This is a genomic window from Streptosporangium sp. NPDC001559, from assembly GCF_042893955.1.
Classification (GTDB): domain Bacteria; phylum Actinomycetota; class Actinomycetes; order Streptosporangiales; family Streptosporangiaceae; genus Streptosporangium.
In genome coordinates, this window is record NZ_JBIAVG010000032.1 from 17326 (window position 1) to 34614 (window position 17289).

Sequence of the window (17289 nt, forward strand, 5' to 3'; positions counted from 1 at the left end):
AGGGTTCCCAGTGATCGCCGGGGTGCGTGGAATTCACCGGACGGCCCAGGGGTTCATGCTGTGGAGAGACGACCGACGAAAGGCTGGGAGACGGTGTTCGACCCGACGGATCTCTACCGGCTCAGCGGAGAGATCCCTGAACTGACCGATCCGGTGCTTCTCTACCACTTCGACGGGTTCGTAGACGCGGGCGGCGCCGGACGACTCGCCCTCGGTCACCTGCTGGGCGAGCTTGAGCACCGCGTCGTGGCCACGTTCGACGTGGACCGCCTGCTCGACTACCGGTCCCGGCGCCCGATCATGACCTTCGACACCGACCGCTGGGTGTCCGTGGAGAGCCACGAGCTCGCCCTGCATCTGGTCCACGACACGACGGGAACCCCGTTCCTGCTGCTCACCGGCCCCGAGCCGGATCGCGAGTGGGAGCTGTTCACCGAGGCCGTCGGCACGCTCGTCACCAGGCTCGGCATCGGCAGGCTGGTGACCCTGCACGGCATCCCGATGGCCGTGCCGCACACCCGCCCGCTCGGGATCACCGGCCACGCCAGCCGTCCCGAGCTGGTCTCCGGCCACAACAGCGCCTTCGGCAGGGTCCAGGTCCCCGGGAGCGCGGCCGCGCTGGTGGAGTTCCGGCTCGGCGCCCGGGGGCACGACACCCTGGGTTACGCCGTGCACGTCCCGCACTACCTCGCCCAGGCGGAGTACCCCGCGGCGGCCCTGACGGCGCTGGAGGCCGTCACCAGGAGCACCGGCCTGGTGTTCCCGCTGGACGGCCTGCGTGAGGCGGCGGCCAGGACCGACAGCGAGATCGCCGAGCAGATCAGCGCCTCCGAGGAGCTCTCGACGGCCATCACCGGCCTGGAGCAGCAGTACGACGCCTTCGCGGCGGGCGCGCAGCGCGAGAACCTGATGGCCGAGTCCTCCGAGATGCCGACCGGCGACGAGCTCGCCGCCCAGTTCGAGGCCTTCCTCGCCGAGCGTGACGAGCAGCGCGGTGACTGACCAGGCCCGGCGGGTGGCCGGCGATGGGTGAGACGGTGCCCGCCCTACGCGTCGGTCTCGCCGGGTACGGCGTCGCCGGGGCTCTCTTCCACGCCCCGCTGATCACCGCGACCCCCGGCCTGAGCCTGTCCGCCGTGGTGACGCGCTCTCCGGAACGGGCCGCCGAGGTCGCCAGGAGGTACGGCGCGCGGGCGGTCGGCGACGCCGAGGAGCTGTGGGGCGTCTCCGACCTGGTGGTGATCGCCTCCCCCAACCGCACCCACGTCCCGCTGGCCGAGGCGGCGCTGCGCGCGGGGGTGCCGGTCGTGGTCGACAAGCCTCTGGCGGCGACCGCGGCGCAGGCCCGGGGGCTGGCGGAGCTGGCGCGCGAGCGCGGTCTGATGCTGACCGTGTTCCAGAACCGTCGCTGGGACGGCGACTTCCTGACGATCCGGCGGCTGCTGTCGTCCGGGGAACTCGGCACGGTGAACCGCCTGGAGTCCCGGTTCGAGCGGTGGCGGCCCGTACCGAAGGGCGGCTGGCGTGAGTCGGGTGGCGCCGAGGAGGTGGGTGGCCTGCTGTACGACCTCGGCAGCCACCTGGTGGACCAGGCGCTGAGCCTGCTTGGCCCGGTGACGCACGTCTACGCCGAGTCCGACGCCCGGCGGCCCGGGGTCGCCGCCGACGACGACACCTTCGTCGCGCTGACGCACGTCTCGGGCGCCCGCTCCCATCTGTGGATGAGCGCGCTCTCGCCCATGCCCGGCCCGCGTTTCCTGGTCGCGGGCTCACGGGCCGGATATTCGAAGCACGGCCTCGACGTGCAGGAGGAACGGTTGCGTGCCGGGCTCTCCCCGAGCGTCCCCGGCTTCGGCGACGAGCCGCCGCAGCGGTGGGGCACGCTGGGGGCCGGTGAGGACCTTCATCCGGTCCGCACCGAACCCGGCGCCTACCTCGACTTCTACCGTGGTGTCGTGGCGAGCCTGCGCGAGGGGGCGCCCGCGCCGGTCGACCCCGAGGAGGCGGTCGAGACCCTCACCGTCCTTGAGGCCGCCCGCCGTTCCGCCACCGAGGGCCTGGTCGTCACGCTCTGACCCGCGGGTCGCGGGCGACCCCCGCCCGGGGCGGTCAGTAGGGGCGGCCGCCGGTCTCCGGCCAGAAGAGCGCGGAGCGGGCGCGGTCGATGTCCGCCTGACGGACGTGGAGGTCCAGCAACCGGTCGACCAGGTCGTCGGGGTGCCCCAGAGCCCTGTTCATCCGGCGGATCGTGTCGAGTTCCGTGGTGCGGACGGTGCCGTCCGCGGCGCACGCGCGGATCGCGTCACGAATGATGCAGCGGCTGGCGGCGACGATGATGTCGAAGCGGCTCACGACGTCCTCCACCCGCTCGTCGGCGGCGTAGTCGCGTAGCTCGGCGAGGTACTCCGCGGGGGTGCCCACGACGGCCGCGTACCCCAGGACCCAGTCGCGCTCCTGTTCGGCCAGCTCGCCGTCGCCGTTGACGCAGATCAGCAGCGCCTTGTAGTAGGTGATCATCTCGTCGGCGGAGGGGACGGCGTCGAAGCCGTACTCCTGTTTGAAGTACCACTCCTGGCCGCGTGAGTGCCAGTCCGGATCGGTGTTCGCGCTCATGCCGTCGGGAACCTCCCAGCGAGGCGGGTGCCGGGTGACCGGCCCATCGCTCAACGTAATCGCTGGGATGGAGGGCACAAGGGTGTGTTCGGCTATCCGGGATGTCTCATCGGGCTTCCCGCCGCGAAGGCACCGGCCTCCTGGCCGACGGCGGGAGACCCTTCGGCGAAGGGCCGTCGCGCGCCGCCGTCCGTCACGACCGGCCCGCCTGCCCTCAGTCCCGCAGGCGCGCGCGCAGGGCTCCGGTGTCGTCCTCGTTCCATCCCTGGGCGCCCAGCCAGGTCAGCGGGCCGCCGAACCGGTTGTCGAGCACGTCGAGGAACTGCTGGATGTACTCCGCGCGCGGCCGGTGGTCGGAGTTCGGGCGGGAGTCGAGGTCGGCACGGTAGGTGGGGCTGGAGCGCAGCCGCGCCAGGATGTGGTCGATGCGGTCGCCGGTGGCGACGTAGTCGGCGACGATCGCCTCCCGGGTCACCCCGGCGACCTCAAGGGCGAGGGCGCTGAGCACACCGGTGCGGTCCTTGCCCGCCGCGCAGTGCACGATGGCGGCGCCGTCGTCGTGGGCCAGGGCCCGCAGCGCGGCCACGACCGAGTCGGGGCGCTCGCGGAGGTAGCCGTAGTAGTAGCCGGTCACCCGCAGCTCGGCGAGGGTGTCCTCGTCCATCTCCTGCCAGGGAAGCACCCGGTCCGCGTTGATCCTGTCGGCGTCGACGTCGGTGTTCACGCCGCCCTCGGCGAAGAGGGTGAGATGGTGGATGCTCACCTCGGGGAAGCGGGTGAGCGGTCCAGGGCCCTCCAGGGTCACCTCGGCCATCGAACGCAGGTCGACGACGTGGCGGAGCCCGAGTTCGCCGACAAGCAGGCCGAGGTCGCGTTCCGTCAGCGCCTGCAGGTTGTCCGACCGGTACACCCGGCCGAAGCGTGTGGTCCCGCCGTCCTTCGTCGCGAGCCCGCCGAGGTCGCGCACGTTGACGGCACCTTCAAGATGAATCCATCGCGTCAGTTCGTTCATCACTGCTGAGCTTATACGTCAAGGTATGACCAAGCAGTGAACGTCCGGGGCAGATTGCCGCAAATGACACCCCCCATTGGGTGATGCCCTTTTCCGGGATACCGCCGCGCCGAATACCACCCTCAGGAGGTCGCCCGCCTCAGGCACTCCTGCGCCCTGCGGAGGAGTTCGAGCACCCGGCCCACGCCCCCCTGGTTGCCGAGGCTGCGGTAGATGTCCTGGGCCTGTTCGAGCAGGGGCAGAGCCGCCTCGCAGTCGTTCGCCTCCAGGTGTGCCTCGCCGAGGTAGCGCAGGCTCCTGGCCATCCACCAGCGGTCGCCCAGTTCCTCGAACTGCCGTACGGCCCGCGTCAGCGCCTGCTGCGCCTCCCCGGTACGGCCCAGCCTGCCGTGGGCGCGTCCCGCGGAAAGCTCGGCCCTGGCCACGCCCCAGGAGTCGCCGAGCGCGGTCAGCATCTCGGCGGCCCGCCGTACGTAGATCAGCTCGCGCAGTCCGTTGGCCGGGTTGCCCACCTCGCCGGCCGCGCGCAGGCACCTGGCCTCCTCCCACAGCTCTCCGCGCAGCCGGAACATCTCCGCGGCCCGGTCCAGGCTGAATCCGGCCCGGGTGAAGTTCTCCTCCGCGGCCTTGGCGTCTCCCTGGCTCTCCAGCGCCCGCGCGGTCGCGCCGAGCACCTCGCCGTAGACACGCAGGGTCTGCGCCTCCGAGTAGCGGTTACGGTCGTGCTGGAAGACCGCCAGGGCGTCCTCAAGCAGCTCTCCGGCCTCCTCCGGCCTGCGCTGGGCGAGCCTGAGCTCGGCCAGGTTGCGCTGGCTCCTGGCCGTCCACCAGCGGTCGTCCTCCGCCTTGAACGCGGCGATCGCCTCGTTCAGGTAGCCCTGGGCCCGGTCGAGGTTGCCGTCGTTGAACAGGGTCATGCCGACCGAGCGCATCGCCCGCGCCGCCCACCACGACTCTCCCAGCTCGGTGAAGATCTCCAGTGCCCTCTCGGCGTCCTGCCCGGCGCTGTCGCGGCCGCCCTGCCCTCCGGCGACCGCGGCCCGGTCCAGCAGCGCGATGCCCAGGGCTCTCCGGTCGTCCAGCCGGGTCGCGGCCTCGCAGACGATCTCGGCGACCGCCCGCCAGTCGGACCAGTAGGCCCGCAGCGAGTGGCACAGCGAGCAGAAGGCACGGCCCAGGCTCCAGGCCAGTTCCCACATCTCCAGGCTCTTCGCCTGGTGGATCATGGCGACCAGGGTGCGGCGCTCGGCGTTGAGCCAGTCGGCCGCCGAGACCTGGGTCAGCTCACCCGAGACGGCCAGGTCCGTCCGCCTGCCGCTGCGGCCCCAGTCCTGCGGCCACCGGGCCACCGCGGCCCCCTCGGCCCGGCGGCGGTAACCGGACAGCACCCGTTCGATGGCCGCCCTTCTCTGCACGTCGTCGTCGCGGGCGAAGGTCACCTCGCGGGCGAAGATCCGGACCAGGTCGTGCAGGCGGTAGCGCATCGCGCCGGAGAAGTCGACGCCGGCGGAGTCGGCGAGCTGGGCGTCGATGAGCGCCTCAAGCTGGTCGGCCCCCTCAAGCTCCGAGGCCGCCAGCAGCTCTCCGGGCACCCAGCCGGGCACGTCGGGGGCGGTGAGCAGGCTGAGCATGCGCAGCAGGCGGCGCTGGATGCCGGTGCAGTCGTCGTAACTGAGCTGGAGCGAGGCCCGCACGCTCCGGTCCTGCCCGCCGCGCAGTTCGAGCTGGTCCAGGCGGCGCCGTTCGTCCCTGAGGCGGTCGGCCAGCCGGCGCAGGGTCCAGTTCTCCCGGGTGGCCAGGCGCCCGCCGCAGATGCTGATGGCCAGCGGGAGGTGGTCGCACATCCGTACGATCTCGTCGGCCGCCTCCAGGTCGGCGGCGACCCGCTCGCCTCCGGCGAGTCTGGCCAGCAGTTCGACGCCCTGCGCCGAGCTGAACACCGACAGCTGTTTGTCGTAGGCGTTGAGCAGGAACAGCGGGTTCCTGGAGGTGACCATGACCACGCATCCGGGGTCGGCCGGGATCAGGTCCCTGACCTGGCTCGCCTCCTGGGCGTTGTCCAGGCCGATCAGGATGCGCTTGCCCTTGGTCCAGGTCAGCCAGAGCCTGCGCAGCTCGGTCAGGCCCCCGGGGTCGGTGGTCAGCCGCACGCCCAGCGCGCGCAGGAAGCCGATCAGCACCTCCTCCGGGCGGACCGGCGCCTCGATCGTGCCGCGCAGGTCGGCGTGGAGCCTCCCGTCGGGGAAGCGGTCGGCGATCTCCTGGCCGAACCTGGCGATGAGCGCGGACTTGCCCACGCCGCCTCTGCCGTACACCGAGATGACCAGCGGCGCGAGGGGCTCGGTGCGGGAGCGGTCGCGGTGGCGTTCGGTGAACACCTGGCGCAGCTCGGCCAGTGACTCCACGCGCCCGGTGAAGTGCGCCGGCCTCGGCGGCCACTGGTCGGGCGGACGCCAGAACGCCCCGTCGTCCGCGGCGGTCTCCTCCCGGCGCGGCCTTGAGGTCGCCCAGGCGATCGCCCCGGCCAGCATGCCGGAGACCATGACGATCGCGGTCTTCCACCACGGTGAGAGGGACACCACGTCCGGCAGCGCCGTCAGGACGCTGGCGCCGGTGGCGGCGATCGCCAGCGCCGCCGGGGCCGCCAGCGGTATCCGTCGCCTCGGCGAGGCGGTGTCACGACGAGCAGGCACCTTCGGCGGACCGGGCATTCACACCCTCCGGAGAGAAGCACACCACGGCGCGGCCCCCCGACTCAGCCGACGCGTCGTCTCTGCCTCGATTCAACCAGACACCCGGCGGACGGGGGCGCCCGTCGAGGCACTGATCATCCGATAGAGCGATATCTCGGAAAATTGATGATTTATCGCTGTACAGCAGGACACAGTGGCCTCCTCGCGAGAGCCCTCTCGCGAGGAGGCCGTGGAGTGTCAGGTCACAGGCCGACCACGTGACAGGTCGCCCTGGCGGTCTTTGACGGGTCGCTCTCCGAGGTCGCGGTCAGCGTGACCTTGGCCAGGCGCGAGCCGCCCGAGGCCCGCTGGGCGTTGACGGCCACGAGGGCCCGCTCGCCGAAGCCCGCGGTCGCGAGCTGGTTGGGCAGCGTGGCCGTCCAGCCCCTGCCCTCGACGCTCGCCGACAGACGGTAGACGTCCTCACCGAGGTAGGCGCTCACGTCCTCGGGGTGGCCCCCCTGGGCGGGAGCCTTCCTGCCGGTGTTGAACAGCGGGAAGCGGCAGGTGGACAGTCCCCGGTCCGTGGGCAGCCCGGCCGCGGGCAGCAGCCGTACCCCGCGCTTCTGGGGACCGGCGCCGTCCAGGGAGCGGATCGCCACCGTGTAGGACAGGATGCCCTTGCGGTCGCGCTCCACGTCGAGGACGTAGAAGTGGAGCCGGTTGGCCTGGTCCACGTACTCGAACTCGGAGCCCGAGTCGCTGCCCGCGTGGAACAGGGCGTCCGACAGCTGACGGTAGTCGCCGATCGTGATGGGTACGGCGGTGCCGTCCGGCAGGACGTAGTCGGTCATCCCGATGTCCTGCGGGTTGGCGTCCACGACCCACTCGAAGGGCGCGCTGTCCACGTTCTTGGTCTTGGCCAGCAGCACACCCGAGTCGGGGGTGAAGGAGTCGGCGCCCATCCGGTCGACGACCTCGACGGTGTAGTTGTCGTAGCCGCCTCCGTCGCAGAACGGGTCCTTCGTGACGTCGCAGGCGGGGCTCCGGTCACCGGTGCCGAAGGCGATGTTGACACCCGAAAGGTCACGCGGCCCGGGCTGTACGGCCCGCGCGGTCACCCTGGCCACGACGAGACCCGACTGGGCCAGGGCGTCGCGGGACAGGCGCAGCACGTTCCGCTCGTCGACCATCTCCAGCTTGATCTTGTTGCGGAGCATGTGCTGGGCGCCCATGGAGCCACCCGAGGTCGGCGGGATCAGCCAGCGGCTGTGCGGTCCGCCGGGGCCGTTGAAGCTGCCCCGGCTGAGCATCTCCCAGACACCGGTGTAGGCGCGGCGCGGCGGCACCCCGAACGGGTTGTTGTAGTTGTCGCCGATGCCGAGGATGTGGCTGAACTCGTGGGCGTAGACGCCCTGCCCCGAGCTCTCCGCCTGGGTCGAGGAGCCGCCTCCGGCGTTGGGCCAGATGGAGGAGGCCGACGCCCAGGAGGTCCAGTCCACGTAGCGGGTCCTCGCCCAGTTGGGCAGCGCGGCGTCGGGCGGGCCGAAGTCGTCGGTCACCGCCTCCTTGGTCGGGAACTTGATCGACCCGAACTCCTGCCAGGTGGCCGACTCGTCCTGACCGGCGCTCAGGTAGAAGACGAAGTCGAAGCCCGCGGGGACCTCCTGCCCCTCGGCCGAGGTCCAGGCGGCCCGCCCGTCGGTCCTGATGTTCTTGTTGCAGGTCGCCCCCGCCGGGCAGCCGGTGCCGCTCTGGAACTCCATGCCGTACTCGTACGACTTACCGGGCATCTCGTACGGGCCGAAGGCGGTCAGGTCGACGCCGTAGCGCCCACCGGAGTCCTCCATCCAGTATTCGTGGATGGTGTGTCCCCGGTTGAGCTGGTTCGGGGTGTTGAGGAAGTCCTTGTAGAACTGGGCGACCTTGTCACGAGGGATGTCGTGGGCCTCGGCGCTGGGGTTCCTGAAGACGGTCGAGCCCTTGGGCTGGGTGACCACGAACGGCTGGTTGGAGTAGTCGAGCAGGACGAGCGCGCCACGGAAGGTCCGCTTCGAGCCCTTGACCGAGGGGTCGGCCCACTTGGTCCCCGGCGGCTTGCGGTAGTCGGCCCACGTCATGTGGTCCGGGTTCTTCCAGTTCTGCGGGTCGATGGGCGGCGGTCCGGCGGGCCTGCCGCGCAGCGCGGCGGCACCGTCGGGTTCGTCCTGCTGCCACGGCTGGGTCTGGGGCCACTGGTCGAGGCGCCATGGGTGCTCGGGGTCGGCCGACGGATCGGCGGAGGCGGGGGCCGCGGCGAGTCCGATCGGGAGCAGCACGACGGCCGCGATCAACGCTTTCAGTAACCTGGGGGGACGAGTCACGACAAATGACGCTATAGATCGCTTTCGCGCCGATCAATCGACTTCTGTAGGAAGGTCGTCTGTCAGGTGTAGGAAGATAATCTCCCACGCTTCGTCGGCGCGGCCGTTTGAGATCATCAGGTCGCTAGACTTAATCTCTCTTAAAGGGACAAACACCCAGGAGTGCCTATGCCCACGCCCGCCGGCCATGTCGCCGGTGCGCGTGCGCTTCCGGCGGTCGCCATCCACACCGCGCCGCTCGTCCTGCCGCTCTGCCGACCCCCCGTGGAGGACGGCGCCGTCGTGGTCAGGGGAAACCGCGTGCTGCGGGCCGGGCCGCGCGGAGAGATCGAGAGCGCCTTCCCCGGCGTCGTCCCCACCCGCTGGCCGGGCATGATCGTCCCCGGTCTGGTCGACGCCCATCTCCGGCTCGACCGCGCCTACGGCCCCGCCTTCGCCCACGGCGTCACCGCCGTCGCCGGTGTCGCGAACGACCTGGACTCCGCCTCCGCCTTCGGCGCGACCGGCATGGGCGGCATCACCTACCTGGAGACGCACTGCCCGGACGAGGGCACCTGGGAGCGTGAGGGGCGCGACCGGCTGATCACCGCCATCCGCGAGGTCGACCACCCGGGGACCGTCGGCATCGCCGCCCACTCCCCCGACCCGGTCGTCATGGAGGACCTGGCCATCCTGTCGCGGACGTTCGGCCTGCGCCTGCACATCGAACTCGGCCGCCATCCGCTGATCTTCCTCGACGAGGTGGGGGCGCTGGGGCCCGGCTGCCATGTCGCGATCTCCATGCCGCTCGACGAGGCCGACCGCAAACTCCTGAGGGTCAGGGGTACGGCGGTGGCCATCTCCTCCCCCTTCGCCGCCGAGGGACTGCTCGGCGGCGACGAGGCGATCGCCTTCGGCACCAGGACCGGCGGCGACCCGCTGACCCCGGCCAGGACGCTGCTGCGCGAGGCCCCCATGTCCCGCCGGGAGGAGCTGGCCCGGATCCTCGTCGAGGCGGCGACCACGGGCGGGGCCAGGGCGCTCGGCATGGCCAACGGCCCGCACCGCATCGGCTGCCTCGACCAGGGGAGCCGCGCCGACTTCTCGGTCTTCGCGGTCGAGGCGAGCGCCCGTACGGCCTACACCGCCCTGCTCGGCCAGGGAGCGGGCCGCTGTGTGGCCGCCTTCGTCGGCGGCCGCCCTCGCTGGCGTCTCACCGAGGGTACGGAAGGCGCGGAGACCACGAGACGTCTGGCCTGATCCCGGGTTCGGGGCGTGCGCCCGCGTAGGGTTCCCCGTGTCAGGTTCCTCTTCCCCTACCGGGAGCGATCAACGTGCACCAGAACGGGCAGCGCTTCGACGACATGCTGGCTGAGGGCATCCGGTCCCTCTCCCTGCTGGAAGGCCTGGGAGACCCGGCGGAGAACACGCTTCAGGGCAGCGGCCAGGCGGCGGACGGCCAGGTGAGCGTCCTGGTCGGGCCGGACGGGCGGCTGGCCGCGCTGAATCTCAACCCGCGGGTCATGCGGATGGCGTCCGAGGACCTCGCGCGGGAGATCCTCACCGCGGTGAACGCGGCCCTCGACGACCTCCGCGCGAGCATTCCCGGCCTGGACCCCGCGGCGATCCCGGACCCCGGCAGGCTCGCGGAGAGCCTTGAGGGCGTCCACGCCGATGTGACGCGCCGCCTGGACGAGTTCGCCTCGGGGATCGAGTTCACCGTACGGCGCCTGGAGGAGCGATGACCGCGGACCACGGGGTGGACGTCTCGCACGCGGACCTCCGGAGCACGGGCACGGGGCTCTCCGGAACCGGCACGAGCCAGTTGGAGGAGGTCCGGGCCCTGCGGGCCTACCTTGAGGGAGAGGGCGACCCCTGGGGGGAGGACATGATGGGCAGCATGGTCGGCGCGGCCTATCACGCGGTGACCCGGCACGCGCTGGAGGTCTACGAGTCACTGGCGGAGCGTCACGTGACGACGGGTGACGGCGCCGAGTTCATGGCCGCGAGCTACCGGTCGGCGGAGCAGCGGAGCGCGGAGGAGGTCGACCGGATCACGCGGGCCGTCTGAACGCCTCGTGAACGCCGCGGCCGCCAGGCCGGGAGGGCGTCAACGACGCAGGTCGGCGGGGGGAAGTATCACTCCGGCAGGCCCCGAGGGATTGATCGCGACACCGACGTCCACCGGCAGCGACGCGACCAGGTCGCCGCCGCGGATCGGCTGCCAGCCCGTCGCGCCCTCCGGGAACTCACCGGGCAGGTGGGTGTGGGCCGTGTAGGCGAACACCGCCCGGCCCTCCCCCGTGTCGAACACCGGAATGCCTCCGTCGGGACCGGCGGCCACGATCACCTCGGCCTCCCGGAGCAGGGGGACGATCCTCTCCCCCGTCTCGTAGCCGGTCGCGCCGAGCTGGACGGCCGCGTCCAGGGGGTCGGACGGCTCGGGATAGCCGAGCGCCACCGGCGAGGGCCGGTAGTTCGGATTGCGGCGGAACTCCCCGGTGATCTCGCCGCGCTCGTCGGCCCGCCACGCGCCGACGACACCGTACGGTGGCACCTCGCCGCCGGGGTCGAAGAAGGGGTCGACCGCGTACAGCCACGTCCCGGGACTGCGCCGCGCCTGGGCCCTCAGCTCGTCGGTGAGCGGCGGGGGCGGCGGGACATCGTTCACTCAAATCCTCCTGATCATGCCTGAGAGTAGCCGGGATAGGGATCGAAGTGCGGATTGGGGATGAAGTTCTCCGGCGTCTTCGGCACCCCCTCCGGCCAGGCGCCGGAGACGTAGCGCCGGTGCACGCCGCCGGGAAAGGCGATCTCCTGCTCATGGTGCAGACGGGCGCTGCCCGTGGAGAAGGTGCGGTTGGCGTCGATCCCGCCGGGGGCGTCCACCTCGTAGGTGTAGCGGCGGGGCAGGACGTTGTCGATGTCCCGGCGCGTGCTGGTCCCCACGAAGGCGGAGTCGGCTCCTCTGTGCACGTAGCCGTCCAGGTCGGTCATGGACGGGTCCCGGGGGTGGAACCCCTGCTCGAACACCTCCTCCGGTGACCTGTTGTCGGCCCGGTAGAGCGGCTCGCGATCCCTGCGCCATATCGGATAGGGGGTGATCTTCTTGACGTCGACGCTCTTGTCGGCGGCGGCCTCCAGGTAGTTGTCCGGACCACGCGGAGGCGTGGGCGGGCGCTGCGGGTGCTTCGGCGGCAGAGGCGGCATGGCCCCTGCCCGCCCGGCGGGTTTCCGCAGGAGCGTGGAGGCCCGTTTGAAGAGGCGGAGCGCGCTCCGTTCAAGCAGTTCGACCACTTTACGAATGATCTGCCGTGCAACTTGGCGGGCGCCGCCCACGAGGGCGGGGACGGCCGTCAGGGAGACTCCGGCCGTGGGCCCTGAGGCCGCGGCGAGCCGGTACAGGTTCTGCGCGAGCCGTACGGCGACGGCGATCAGCGACACCTTCGTGGCGAGCACGGCCATGGCCGAGATCTGCTGGGCGGAGCCGATGAGCATGGCGGCGGCGATCGCGTCACCGGACCGGTCCGAGGTGTCCCGCCAGTCCTGGTCGAACGCCTCGATGTCGTCGCCGTCGTTGCGGAACGTGGTCCGGGCGACGTGCGCGTCGGCGGCCGACGAGTTACGGCTCGTCGTCGTCGCGAACGTGATCCACCGCTGTCCGGACGCGTAGAGCCTGTCCTCGTCGGCCACCGGCCAGGACCCGACAAGGTTGAGGACGGCGGCGAGTTCGGGCGGCGGTTGCAGTGCCACGGTGACCTACGAAACCGGCGACCGGCACACGTCGCTGACATGCCGCATGAGACCGGCCTCCTCGCCGAACGCCTTTTCTTGACCCCACCGATCCGGCGACGGGGTTTCCGGGCCGCGGGGCGGACGACTTCCTTGATCATATCCGGTGACGGCACCGGGCCACGGCCTCAGGCCGGACGGCTCTCCACCAGGCTCAGCAGCTCTCTGAGCTGCTCCTGCTGCTCAGGGGTGAGGACCGAGAACAACTCCTCCGCCGCCTGCCTGCGCGCCTCGCGGACCTGCTCGTGACGGGTTCTGCCCTCCGGCGTGAGCGTCAGGAGAGTCGATCTGCGGTTGGCCGGATCGACCTCGCGGCGCACCAGGCCCATCTCCTCGAGCGCGTCCACGACCGGGGTCACCGAGCGCGGCACGATCTTGAGTGTGTCGGCGAGCTGAACCATCCTGAGCGGCGGCTCGGCCTCGGCGATCACCCACAGCGCCCGCACCTGTCCCGGCGTCAGGCCCAGCGGGCCGAACCGCGCGCCGTACCCCCGGCGCAGCCGACGGCCGACTCCTCGCAGCAGCTCGGCCAGTTCCGTCTCCACCCCATGAACTTATCTCATTGTCCCCGATGGTGAATATGAGCTAACCTCTGTTTGAGCTAACATCAGAAAGAGGTTGCATGGCAGAACGAACCGGAACCCCCCTCGCCACCGAAGAATCCGACATGGCCGACGAACCCCGCGCGCCGCTGCGGCGCATCGTCACCCTGTTCCGCCCCTACCGGGGCCGCCTGGCCGTGGTCGGCGCCCTCATCGGCCTGTCCTCGGTCGTCTCGCTCGCCTCGCCGTTCATGCTGCGCGAGGTGCTCGACGACGCCATCCCCAACCACAGGACCGGCCTGCTGGCGCTGCTGGTGATCGGCATGATCACGGTCGCCGTCGTCACCAGCGTCCTCGACGTCGTGCAGACCCTGATGTCGAACACCGTCGGCCAGCGCGTCATGCACGACCTGCGCACCGGCGTCTACGCGCACCTGCAGCGCATGTCCCTGGCCTTCTTCACCAGGACCCGCACCGGCGAGGTGCAGTCGCGCATCGCCAACGACATCGGCGGCATGCAGTCGGTGGTCACCTCGACCACCGCCTCGATCGTCTCCAACCTGACCACCGTGATCGCGACGATCATCGCCATGGTCGCGCTCGACTGGCGGCTGACCCTCGTCTCGCTCCTGCTGATGCCGGTCTTCGTGTGGATCAGCCGCAAGGTCGGCCGGGAGCGCAGGAAGATCTCCTCGGAGCGGCAGCGCAAACTGGCCGCCCTCTCCTCGATGGTCCAGGAGTCGCTGTCGGTCAGCGGCATCCTGCTCGGCCGCACGATGGGCCAGTCCCCCGAGCTGACCGGCCGGTTCGCCACCGCCTCCGACGAACTGGCCACCCTGGGGGTCCGGTCCAGCATGGCCGGGCGCTGGCGGCAGTCGACCATCCAGATCGTCCTGTCGGCGATGCCCGCGGTGATCTACCTGGCGGCCGGGCTGGCCTCGACGGTCTCCATCGGCACGGTCGTCGCCTTCACCACCCTGCAGATGAGCCTGTTCCGGCCTGCCGTGTCACTGTTGCGGCTCGGCGTTGACGTGCAGAGCTCCCTGGCGCTGTTCGGCCGTGTCTTCGAGTATCTCGACCTGCCCGTGGACATCACCCCCGGGAGCGGGACGCTGAAGGACGTGCGCGGCGAGGTGCGCTTCGAGCACGTGGACTTCTCCTACGCCGCCCCCGACTCCGGCACCGGGACTGCGACCGGGGCCGCTCCGACGTTGTCGGACGTGGACCTCACCGTGCCCGCGGGCACGACCCTGGCCGTGGTCGGCGAGACCGGCTCGGGCAAGACGACGCTGAGCTACCTGCTGCCCCGGCTGTACGACGTGACCGGCGGCCGGGTGACCGTGGACGGCGTTGACGTGCGGGAACTGAGCTTCGAGACTCTGGCCGAGGTCGTCGGAGTGGTCTCCCAGGAGACCTATCTCTTCCACTCCTCGATCGCCGACAACCTCCGCTTCGCCAAGCCGTCGGCGACCGACGAGGAACTGGCCGAGGCGGCGCGCGCCGCCCGCATCCACGACCACATCATGTCGCTGCCCGACGGCTACGAGACGGTGGTCGGCGAGCGCGGTTACCGCTTCTCCGGAGGCGAGAAGCAGCGCCTGGCCATCGCCCGCACGCTGCTGCGCGACCCGCCCGTGCTGATCCTCGACGAGGCGACCAGCGCCCTGGACACCCGCACCGAGCGCGCCGTCCAGGAGGCCCTGGACACCCTGTCGCGGGGCCGTACGACGATCACCATCGCCCACCGCCTGTCGACCGTCCGCGACGCGGACCAGATCGTGGTTCTCGACCACGGACGCGTCGCCGAGCGGGGCACCCACGAGGAACTGCTGGCCGCCGGCGGCCGCTACGCCGCCCTCGTACGGCGTGACGCCGCCCTGACGCCCGCCTGATCGGTCTGTCGGCCCGATCGGAAAACGCTCTCCGAGCCCGTTTATCCCGGTCATCGCGGGTAGCCCTGTCTCCTGCGCAATTCATGATCGGCGAGGAGGGCGGACATGACCGTCGAGAGCCTGTGGACCTACCGTGCCGGTGTCTTCGAGGACGAGAGCCTGAGTGTGATCGGCTTCGACGTCGAGGCCGCCGACGGGGTGATCGGCACGGTCGACGAGGAGAGCAATGTGGCCGGTGACAGCTTCGTGGTCGTGGACGTCGGCTTCTGGAGCTTCGGCGAGAGGGTCCTGCTGCCCGCCGCCGCCGTCACCCGGATCGACCCGCACACCCGCAGCGTCCACCTCGCCCTCACCAAGGAGGAGATCGAGGGGGCGCCGGAGTTCGACGAGAACACCTACCGGGCGCCCGCGTACCGCACCCGTCTCGACGACCACTACGGCCGCCTGCCCGTCGCCTGAACCGCCACGAGAGGGCCGTCCCAGGCGGGACGGCCCGTCTTCGTCCTAGGCGGGGAAGTCGAACTCGCCGTCCTTGACGCCGCCGATGAACGCCTCCCCCTCACCCTGGCCCGCAGACAGGGCGCTCTCCCGGGGGCCGCCGTAGGACAGGCGGCGGTACCACTCGTTGTTCAGGCCGAGCGCCAGCATGTCGTCAGGCAGGGACAGGAGCATGGTCAGCGACCCGCCCCGCTTGACCTCGGAGTCATGCGCGTGCATGGCCGCCAGCTTGCGTTCGGCCCACGGCCCGACGTCGAGACGGGTGGTGATCTCCTCGTCGGGGACTCCCGGCAACGTCTGGCCCGGCTCGGGGGGCGCGCCGAACACCGCCTGCCACTGCGCGAGCACGACGGAGCGCGGGAGGGTCGCCAGGTAGAGGGCGCGGGGCCGCCACGGCGTACCCGCGTCCCGGTAGAGCTGGTCGTACCCCGCCGCCTCGACCGCGGCCACGGTCACCCGGTGCGCGTGGACGTGCTCGGGGTGACCGTAGGCGCCGTATCCGTCGTAGGTGATCACGATGTCGGGCCTGAACTCCCTGATGTGCTCGACGACCCGCCCCACGGCCTCGTCGAACGGCGCCTCCCGGAAACGCGGGGCGCCGGTCGACAGGCCCGCGTAGCCCAGCAGTCTCGGCTTTCCCGCGCCGAGGATCTCCAGGGAGCGTTCGAGCTCCTCGACCCTCTGGGGCGTGTCCGCCCCGGTGCACGTGACGACGGCGGTCGTGGCGCCTTCGTCGGCGTATCTCGCCAGGGTCCCCCCGGTCCAGATCGCCTCGTCGTCCGGATGAGCGTGCACGCACAACAACCTGAGCCCCACCGAGACCCCCCTCGTGAACGATCAGTGGCCGCCCATCGTAACGGGGAGCTTTCGGACCAGAGGGTTATAACGGATATTTCACTGCGGGGGTGCGTAGAAGGCGGTGGTACGGCTCTCGGCCGCCCGTGCCTCGGTCTCGTCGGTGCCCGCCGCGACGCTCGCCTCGCGCCACCCCTGGCTGCTGAGCTCGATGAACCGCCTGCCCTCCTCGGAGAGCGTCCACGCCACACCCTCCCCCGGGTCGACGGCCCGCCCGGACGACAGGTGCAGGGCCAGGCCGACGAACGCCAGGTCCCAGCCGACACCGACCGCCCCGGGGCCGAACTCGGCCCAGCGCTCGTCGTCGACGTGCGCGATGTGCTCCAGGGTGAAGCGCGTCCGGCCGTCGGGCTCGGCGTCGAGACCGACCTCGATCCAGCTCATCCCCCCGCCGAACTCCCAGGTCGCGGTGAAGCCATTGGGCGGGTCGCACGTCTCGATCACGCCGCCCGCGTTGCCTTCGAGCTGGTAGCGGCCCTTCAGCCGCAGGTCGCCCGAGACGGGCATGAACCACCGGGGGATGCGCTCGGGGTTGGTGCAGGCGTCCCAGACGTCCTCGACGGAGGCGTCGTAGGTCTGGCTGATGACGGTGACCCGGGCCTCGCCCTCGTCGAGCACCCGGGTGCCGACGCGACGCCGTACGGCGTTGATCTGGTGGGTCGTCTCGATCATGAACTGCTCCTGTCGTCGGGAGCCGGGGACTCCGGCTCCGCCGGGTTCGCGGGAGGTGCCTGTCCGGCCAGGCGCCGCTCGCGCCTGCCCCGGGCCAGTTCGGTGGCCAGGGCGTCCAGGCGTGGAGCCCAGAAGGCGCGGAAACGGCCGAGCCAGGCGTCCAGGTCCCGCAGGGGTTCGTGCCGCACGGTGTAGAAGCGGCGGGTCCCCTCGGGACGCACGTCCGCGAAGCCGCTGTCCCGCAGCACCCTGAGGTGCTGGGAGACGGCGGGCTGTGAGATCTCGAATTCCCGCTGGATGACCGCGCACACCGCGCCCGAGGTCATCTCGCCGTCGGCGAGCAGCTCCAGGATCCTGCGGCGCACCGGGTCACCCAGCACATCGAACGCGTGCACGAGA

At 71.1% G+C, this 17289-nt stretch carries 17 protein-coding genes; 7 read left to right on the forward strand and 10 right to left on the reverse strand.

What is annotated here, in order from left to right:
• Nucleotides 1–93 precede the first annotated feature (93 nt).
• Complete coding sequence (locus ACFYY8_RS41255) at nucleotides 94–1002, forward strand: PAC2 family protein (RefSeq protein ID WP_352016476.1); 909 nt, start codon at nucleotides 94–96, stop codon at nucleotides 1000–1002.
• A 23-nt stretch (nucleotides 1003–1025) separates the two neighbouring features.
• Nucleotides 1026–2075, forward strand: coding sequence for a Gfo/Idh/MocA family oxidoreductase (locus ACFYY8_RS41260; protein WP_390050542.1), 1050 nt, complete (start codon nucleotides 1026–1028; stop codon nucleotides 2073–2075).
• 34 nt (nucleotides 2076–2109) lie between these two features.
• Here ACFYY8_RS41260 and ACFYY8_RS41265 read toward each other — a convergent pair whose 3' ends face one another.
• The 4 genes from ACFYY8_RS41265 to ACFYY8_RS41280 all read right to left on the reverse strand — a co-directional run bounded on the left by ACFYY8_RS41265 (nucleotide 2110) and on the right by ACFYY8_RS41280 (nucleotide 8660).
• Nucleotides 2110–2613 (reverse strand): hypothetical protein, encoded by a 504-nt coding sequence (locus tag ACFYY8_RS41265; protein WP_390050543.1) that lies wholly within the window; start codon nucleotides 2611–2613, stop codon nucleotides 2110–2112.
• A 214-nt stretch (nucleotides 2614–2827) separates the two neighbouring features.
• On the reverse strand, nucleotides 2828–3625 hold the full coding sequence (locus ACFYY8_RS41270) for a tyrosine-protein phosphatase (RefSeq protein ID WP_390050544.1): 798 nt from the start codon (nucleotides 3623–3625) through the stop codon (nucleotides 2828–2830).
• A 122-nt stretch (nucleotides 3626–3747) separates the two neighbouring features.
• On the reverse strand, nucleotides 3748–6336 hold the full coding sequence (locus tag ACFYY8_RS41275; RefSeq protein WP_390050545.1) for a tetratricopeptide repeat protein: 2589 nt from the start codon (nucleotides 6334–6336) through the stop codon (nucleotides 3748–3750).
• 224 nt (nucleotides 6337–6560) lie between these two features.
• Nucleotides 6561–8660, reverse strand: a complete 2100-nt coding sequence (locus tag ACFYY8_RS41280) for a M6 family metalloprotease domain-containing protein (protein ID WP_390050546.1) — start codon at nucleotides 8658–8660, stop codon at nucleotides 6561–6563.
• Nucleotides 8661–8828: 168 nt separating this feature from the next.
• Between ACFYY8_RS41280 and ACFYY8_RS41285 the strand changes: the two genes are divergently transcribed.
• From ACFYY8_RS41285 to ACFYY8_RS41295, 3 genes are all read left to right on the forward strand, one after another.
• Nucleotides 8829–9899: a hypothetical protein gene (locus ACFYY8_RS41285; protein WP_390050547.1), complete on the forward strand. Its 1071-nt coding sequence runs from the start codon at nucleotides 8829–8831 to the stop codon at nucleotides 9897–9899.
• A 74-nt stretch (nucleotides 9900–9973) separates the two neighbouring features.
• A complete protein-coding gene (locus ACFYY8_RS41290) occupies nucleotides 9974–10384 on the forward strand; it encodes a YbaB/EbfC family nucleoid-associated protein (RefSeq protein WP_390050548.1) in 411 nt (136 codons plus the stop codon).
• Nucleotides 10381–10710 (forward strand): hypothetical protein, encoded by a 330-nt coding sequence (locus ACFYY8_RS41295; protein WP_390050549.1) that lies wholly within the window; start codon nucleotides 10381–10383, stop codon nucleotides 10708–10710. The genes ACFYY8_RS41290 and ACFYY8_RS41295 overlap by 4 nt, the downstream gene beginning before the upstream one ends.
• A gap of 39 nt (nucleotides 10711–10749) precedes the next feature.
• Here ACFYY8_RS41295 and ACFYY8_RS41300 read toward each other — a convergent pair whose 3' ends face one another.
• The 3 genes from ACFYY8_RS41300 to ACFYY8_RS41310 form a co-directional block, all read right to left on the reverse strand.
• Nucleotides 10750–11310, reverse strand: coding sequence for a type VII secretion system-associated protein (locus ACFYY8_RS41300; protein ID WP_390050550.1), 561 nt, complete (start codon nucleotides 11308–11310; stop codon nucleotides 10750–10752).
• Nucleotides 11311–11324: 14 nt separating this feature from the next.
• Nucleotides 11325–12392 (reverse strand): hypothetical protein, encoded by a 1068-nt coding sequence (locus tag ACFYY8_RS41305; RefSeq protein WP_390050551.1) that lies wholly within the window; start codon nucleotides 12390–12392, stop codon nucleotides 11325–11327.
• A gap of 167 nt (nucleotides 12393–12559) precedes the next feature.
• On the reverse strand, nucleotides 12560–12976 hold the full coding sequence (locus tag ACFYY8_RS41310) for a MarR family winged helix-turn-helix transcriptional regulator (RefSeq protein WP_390050552.1): 417 nt from the start codon (nucleotides 12974–12976) through the stop codon (nucleotides 12560–12562).
• A 77-nt stretch (nucleotides 12977–13053) separates the two neighbouring features.
• Between ACFYY8_RS41310 and ACFYY8_RS41315 the strand changes: the two genes are divergently transcribed.
• Nucleotides 13054–14865, forward strand: a complete 1812-nt coding sequence (locus ACFYY8_RS41315) for an ABC transporter ATP-binding protein (RefSeq protein WP_390050553.1) — start codon at nucleotides 13054–13056, stop codon at nucleotides 14863–14865.
• 105 nt (nucleotides 14866–14970) lie between these two features.
• Nucleotides 14971–15324 carry a PRC-barrel domain containing protein gene (locus ACFYY8_RS41320; RefSeq protein WP_390050554.1) on the forward strand — a complete coding sequence of 118 codons (354 nt, stop codon included), beginning with the start codon at nucleotides 14971–14973 and terminating at the stop codon, nucleotides 15322–15324.
• Nucleotides 15325–15369: 45 nt separating this feature from the next.
• Here the strand turns inward: ACFYY8_RS41320 and ACFYY8_RS41325 are convergent, their stop codons facing one another.
• From ACFYY8_RS41325 to ACFYY8_RS41335, 3 genes are all read right to left on the reverse strand, one after another.
• Nucleotides 15370–16158 carry a PIG-L family deacetylase gene (locus tag ACFYY8_RS41325; RefSeq protein ID WP_390050555.1) on the reverse strand — a complete coding sequence of 263 codons (789 nt, stop codon included), beginning with the start codon at nucleotides 16156–16158 and terminating at the stop codon, nucleotides 15370–15372.
• Nucleotides 16159–16257: 99 nt separating this feature from the next.
• Nucleotides 16258–16890, reverse strand: a complete 633-nt coding sequence (locus ACFYY8_RS41330; protein WP_390050556.1) for an SRPBCC family protein — start codon at nucleotides 16888–16890, stop codon at nucleotides 16258–16260.
• Nucleotides 16887–17285 carry an ArsR/SmtB family transcription factor gene (locus ACFYY8_RS41335; RefSeq protein WP_390050557.1) on the reverse strand — a complete coding sequence of 133 codons (399 nt, stop codon included), beginning with the start codon at nucleotides 17283–17285 and terminating at the stop codon, nucleotides 16887–16889. Before ACFYY8_RS41335 ends, ACFYY8_RS41330 begins: the two co-directional genes overlap by 4 nt.
• Nucleotides 17286–17289 lie beyond the last annotated feature (4 nt).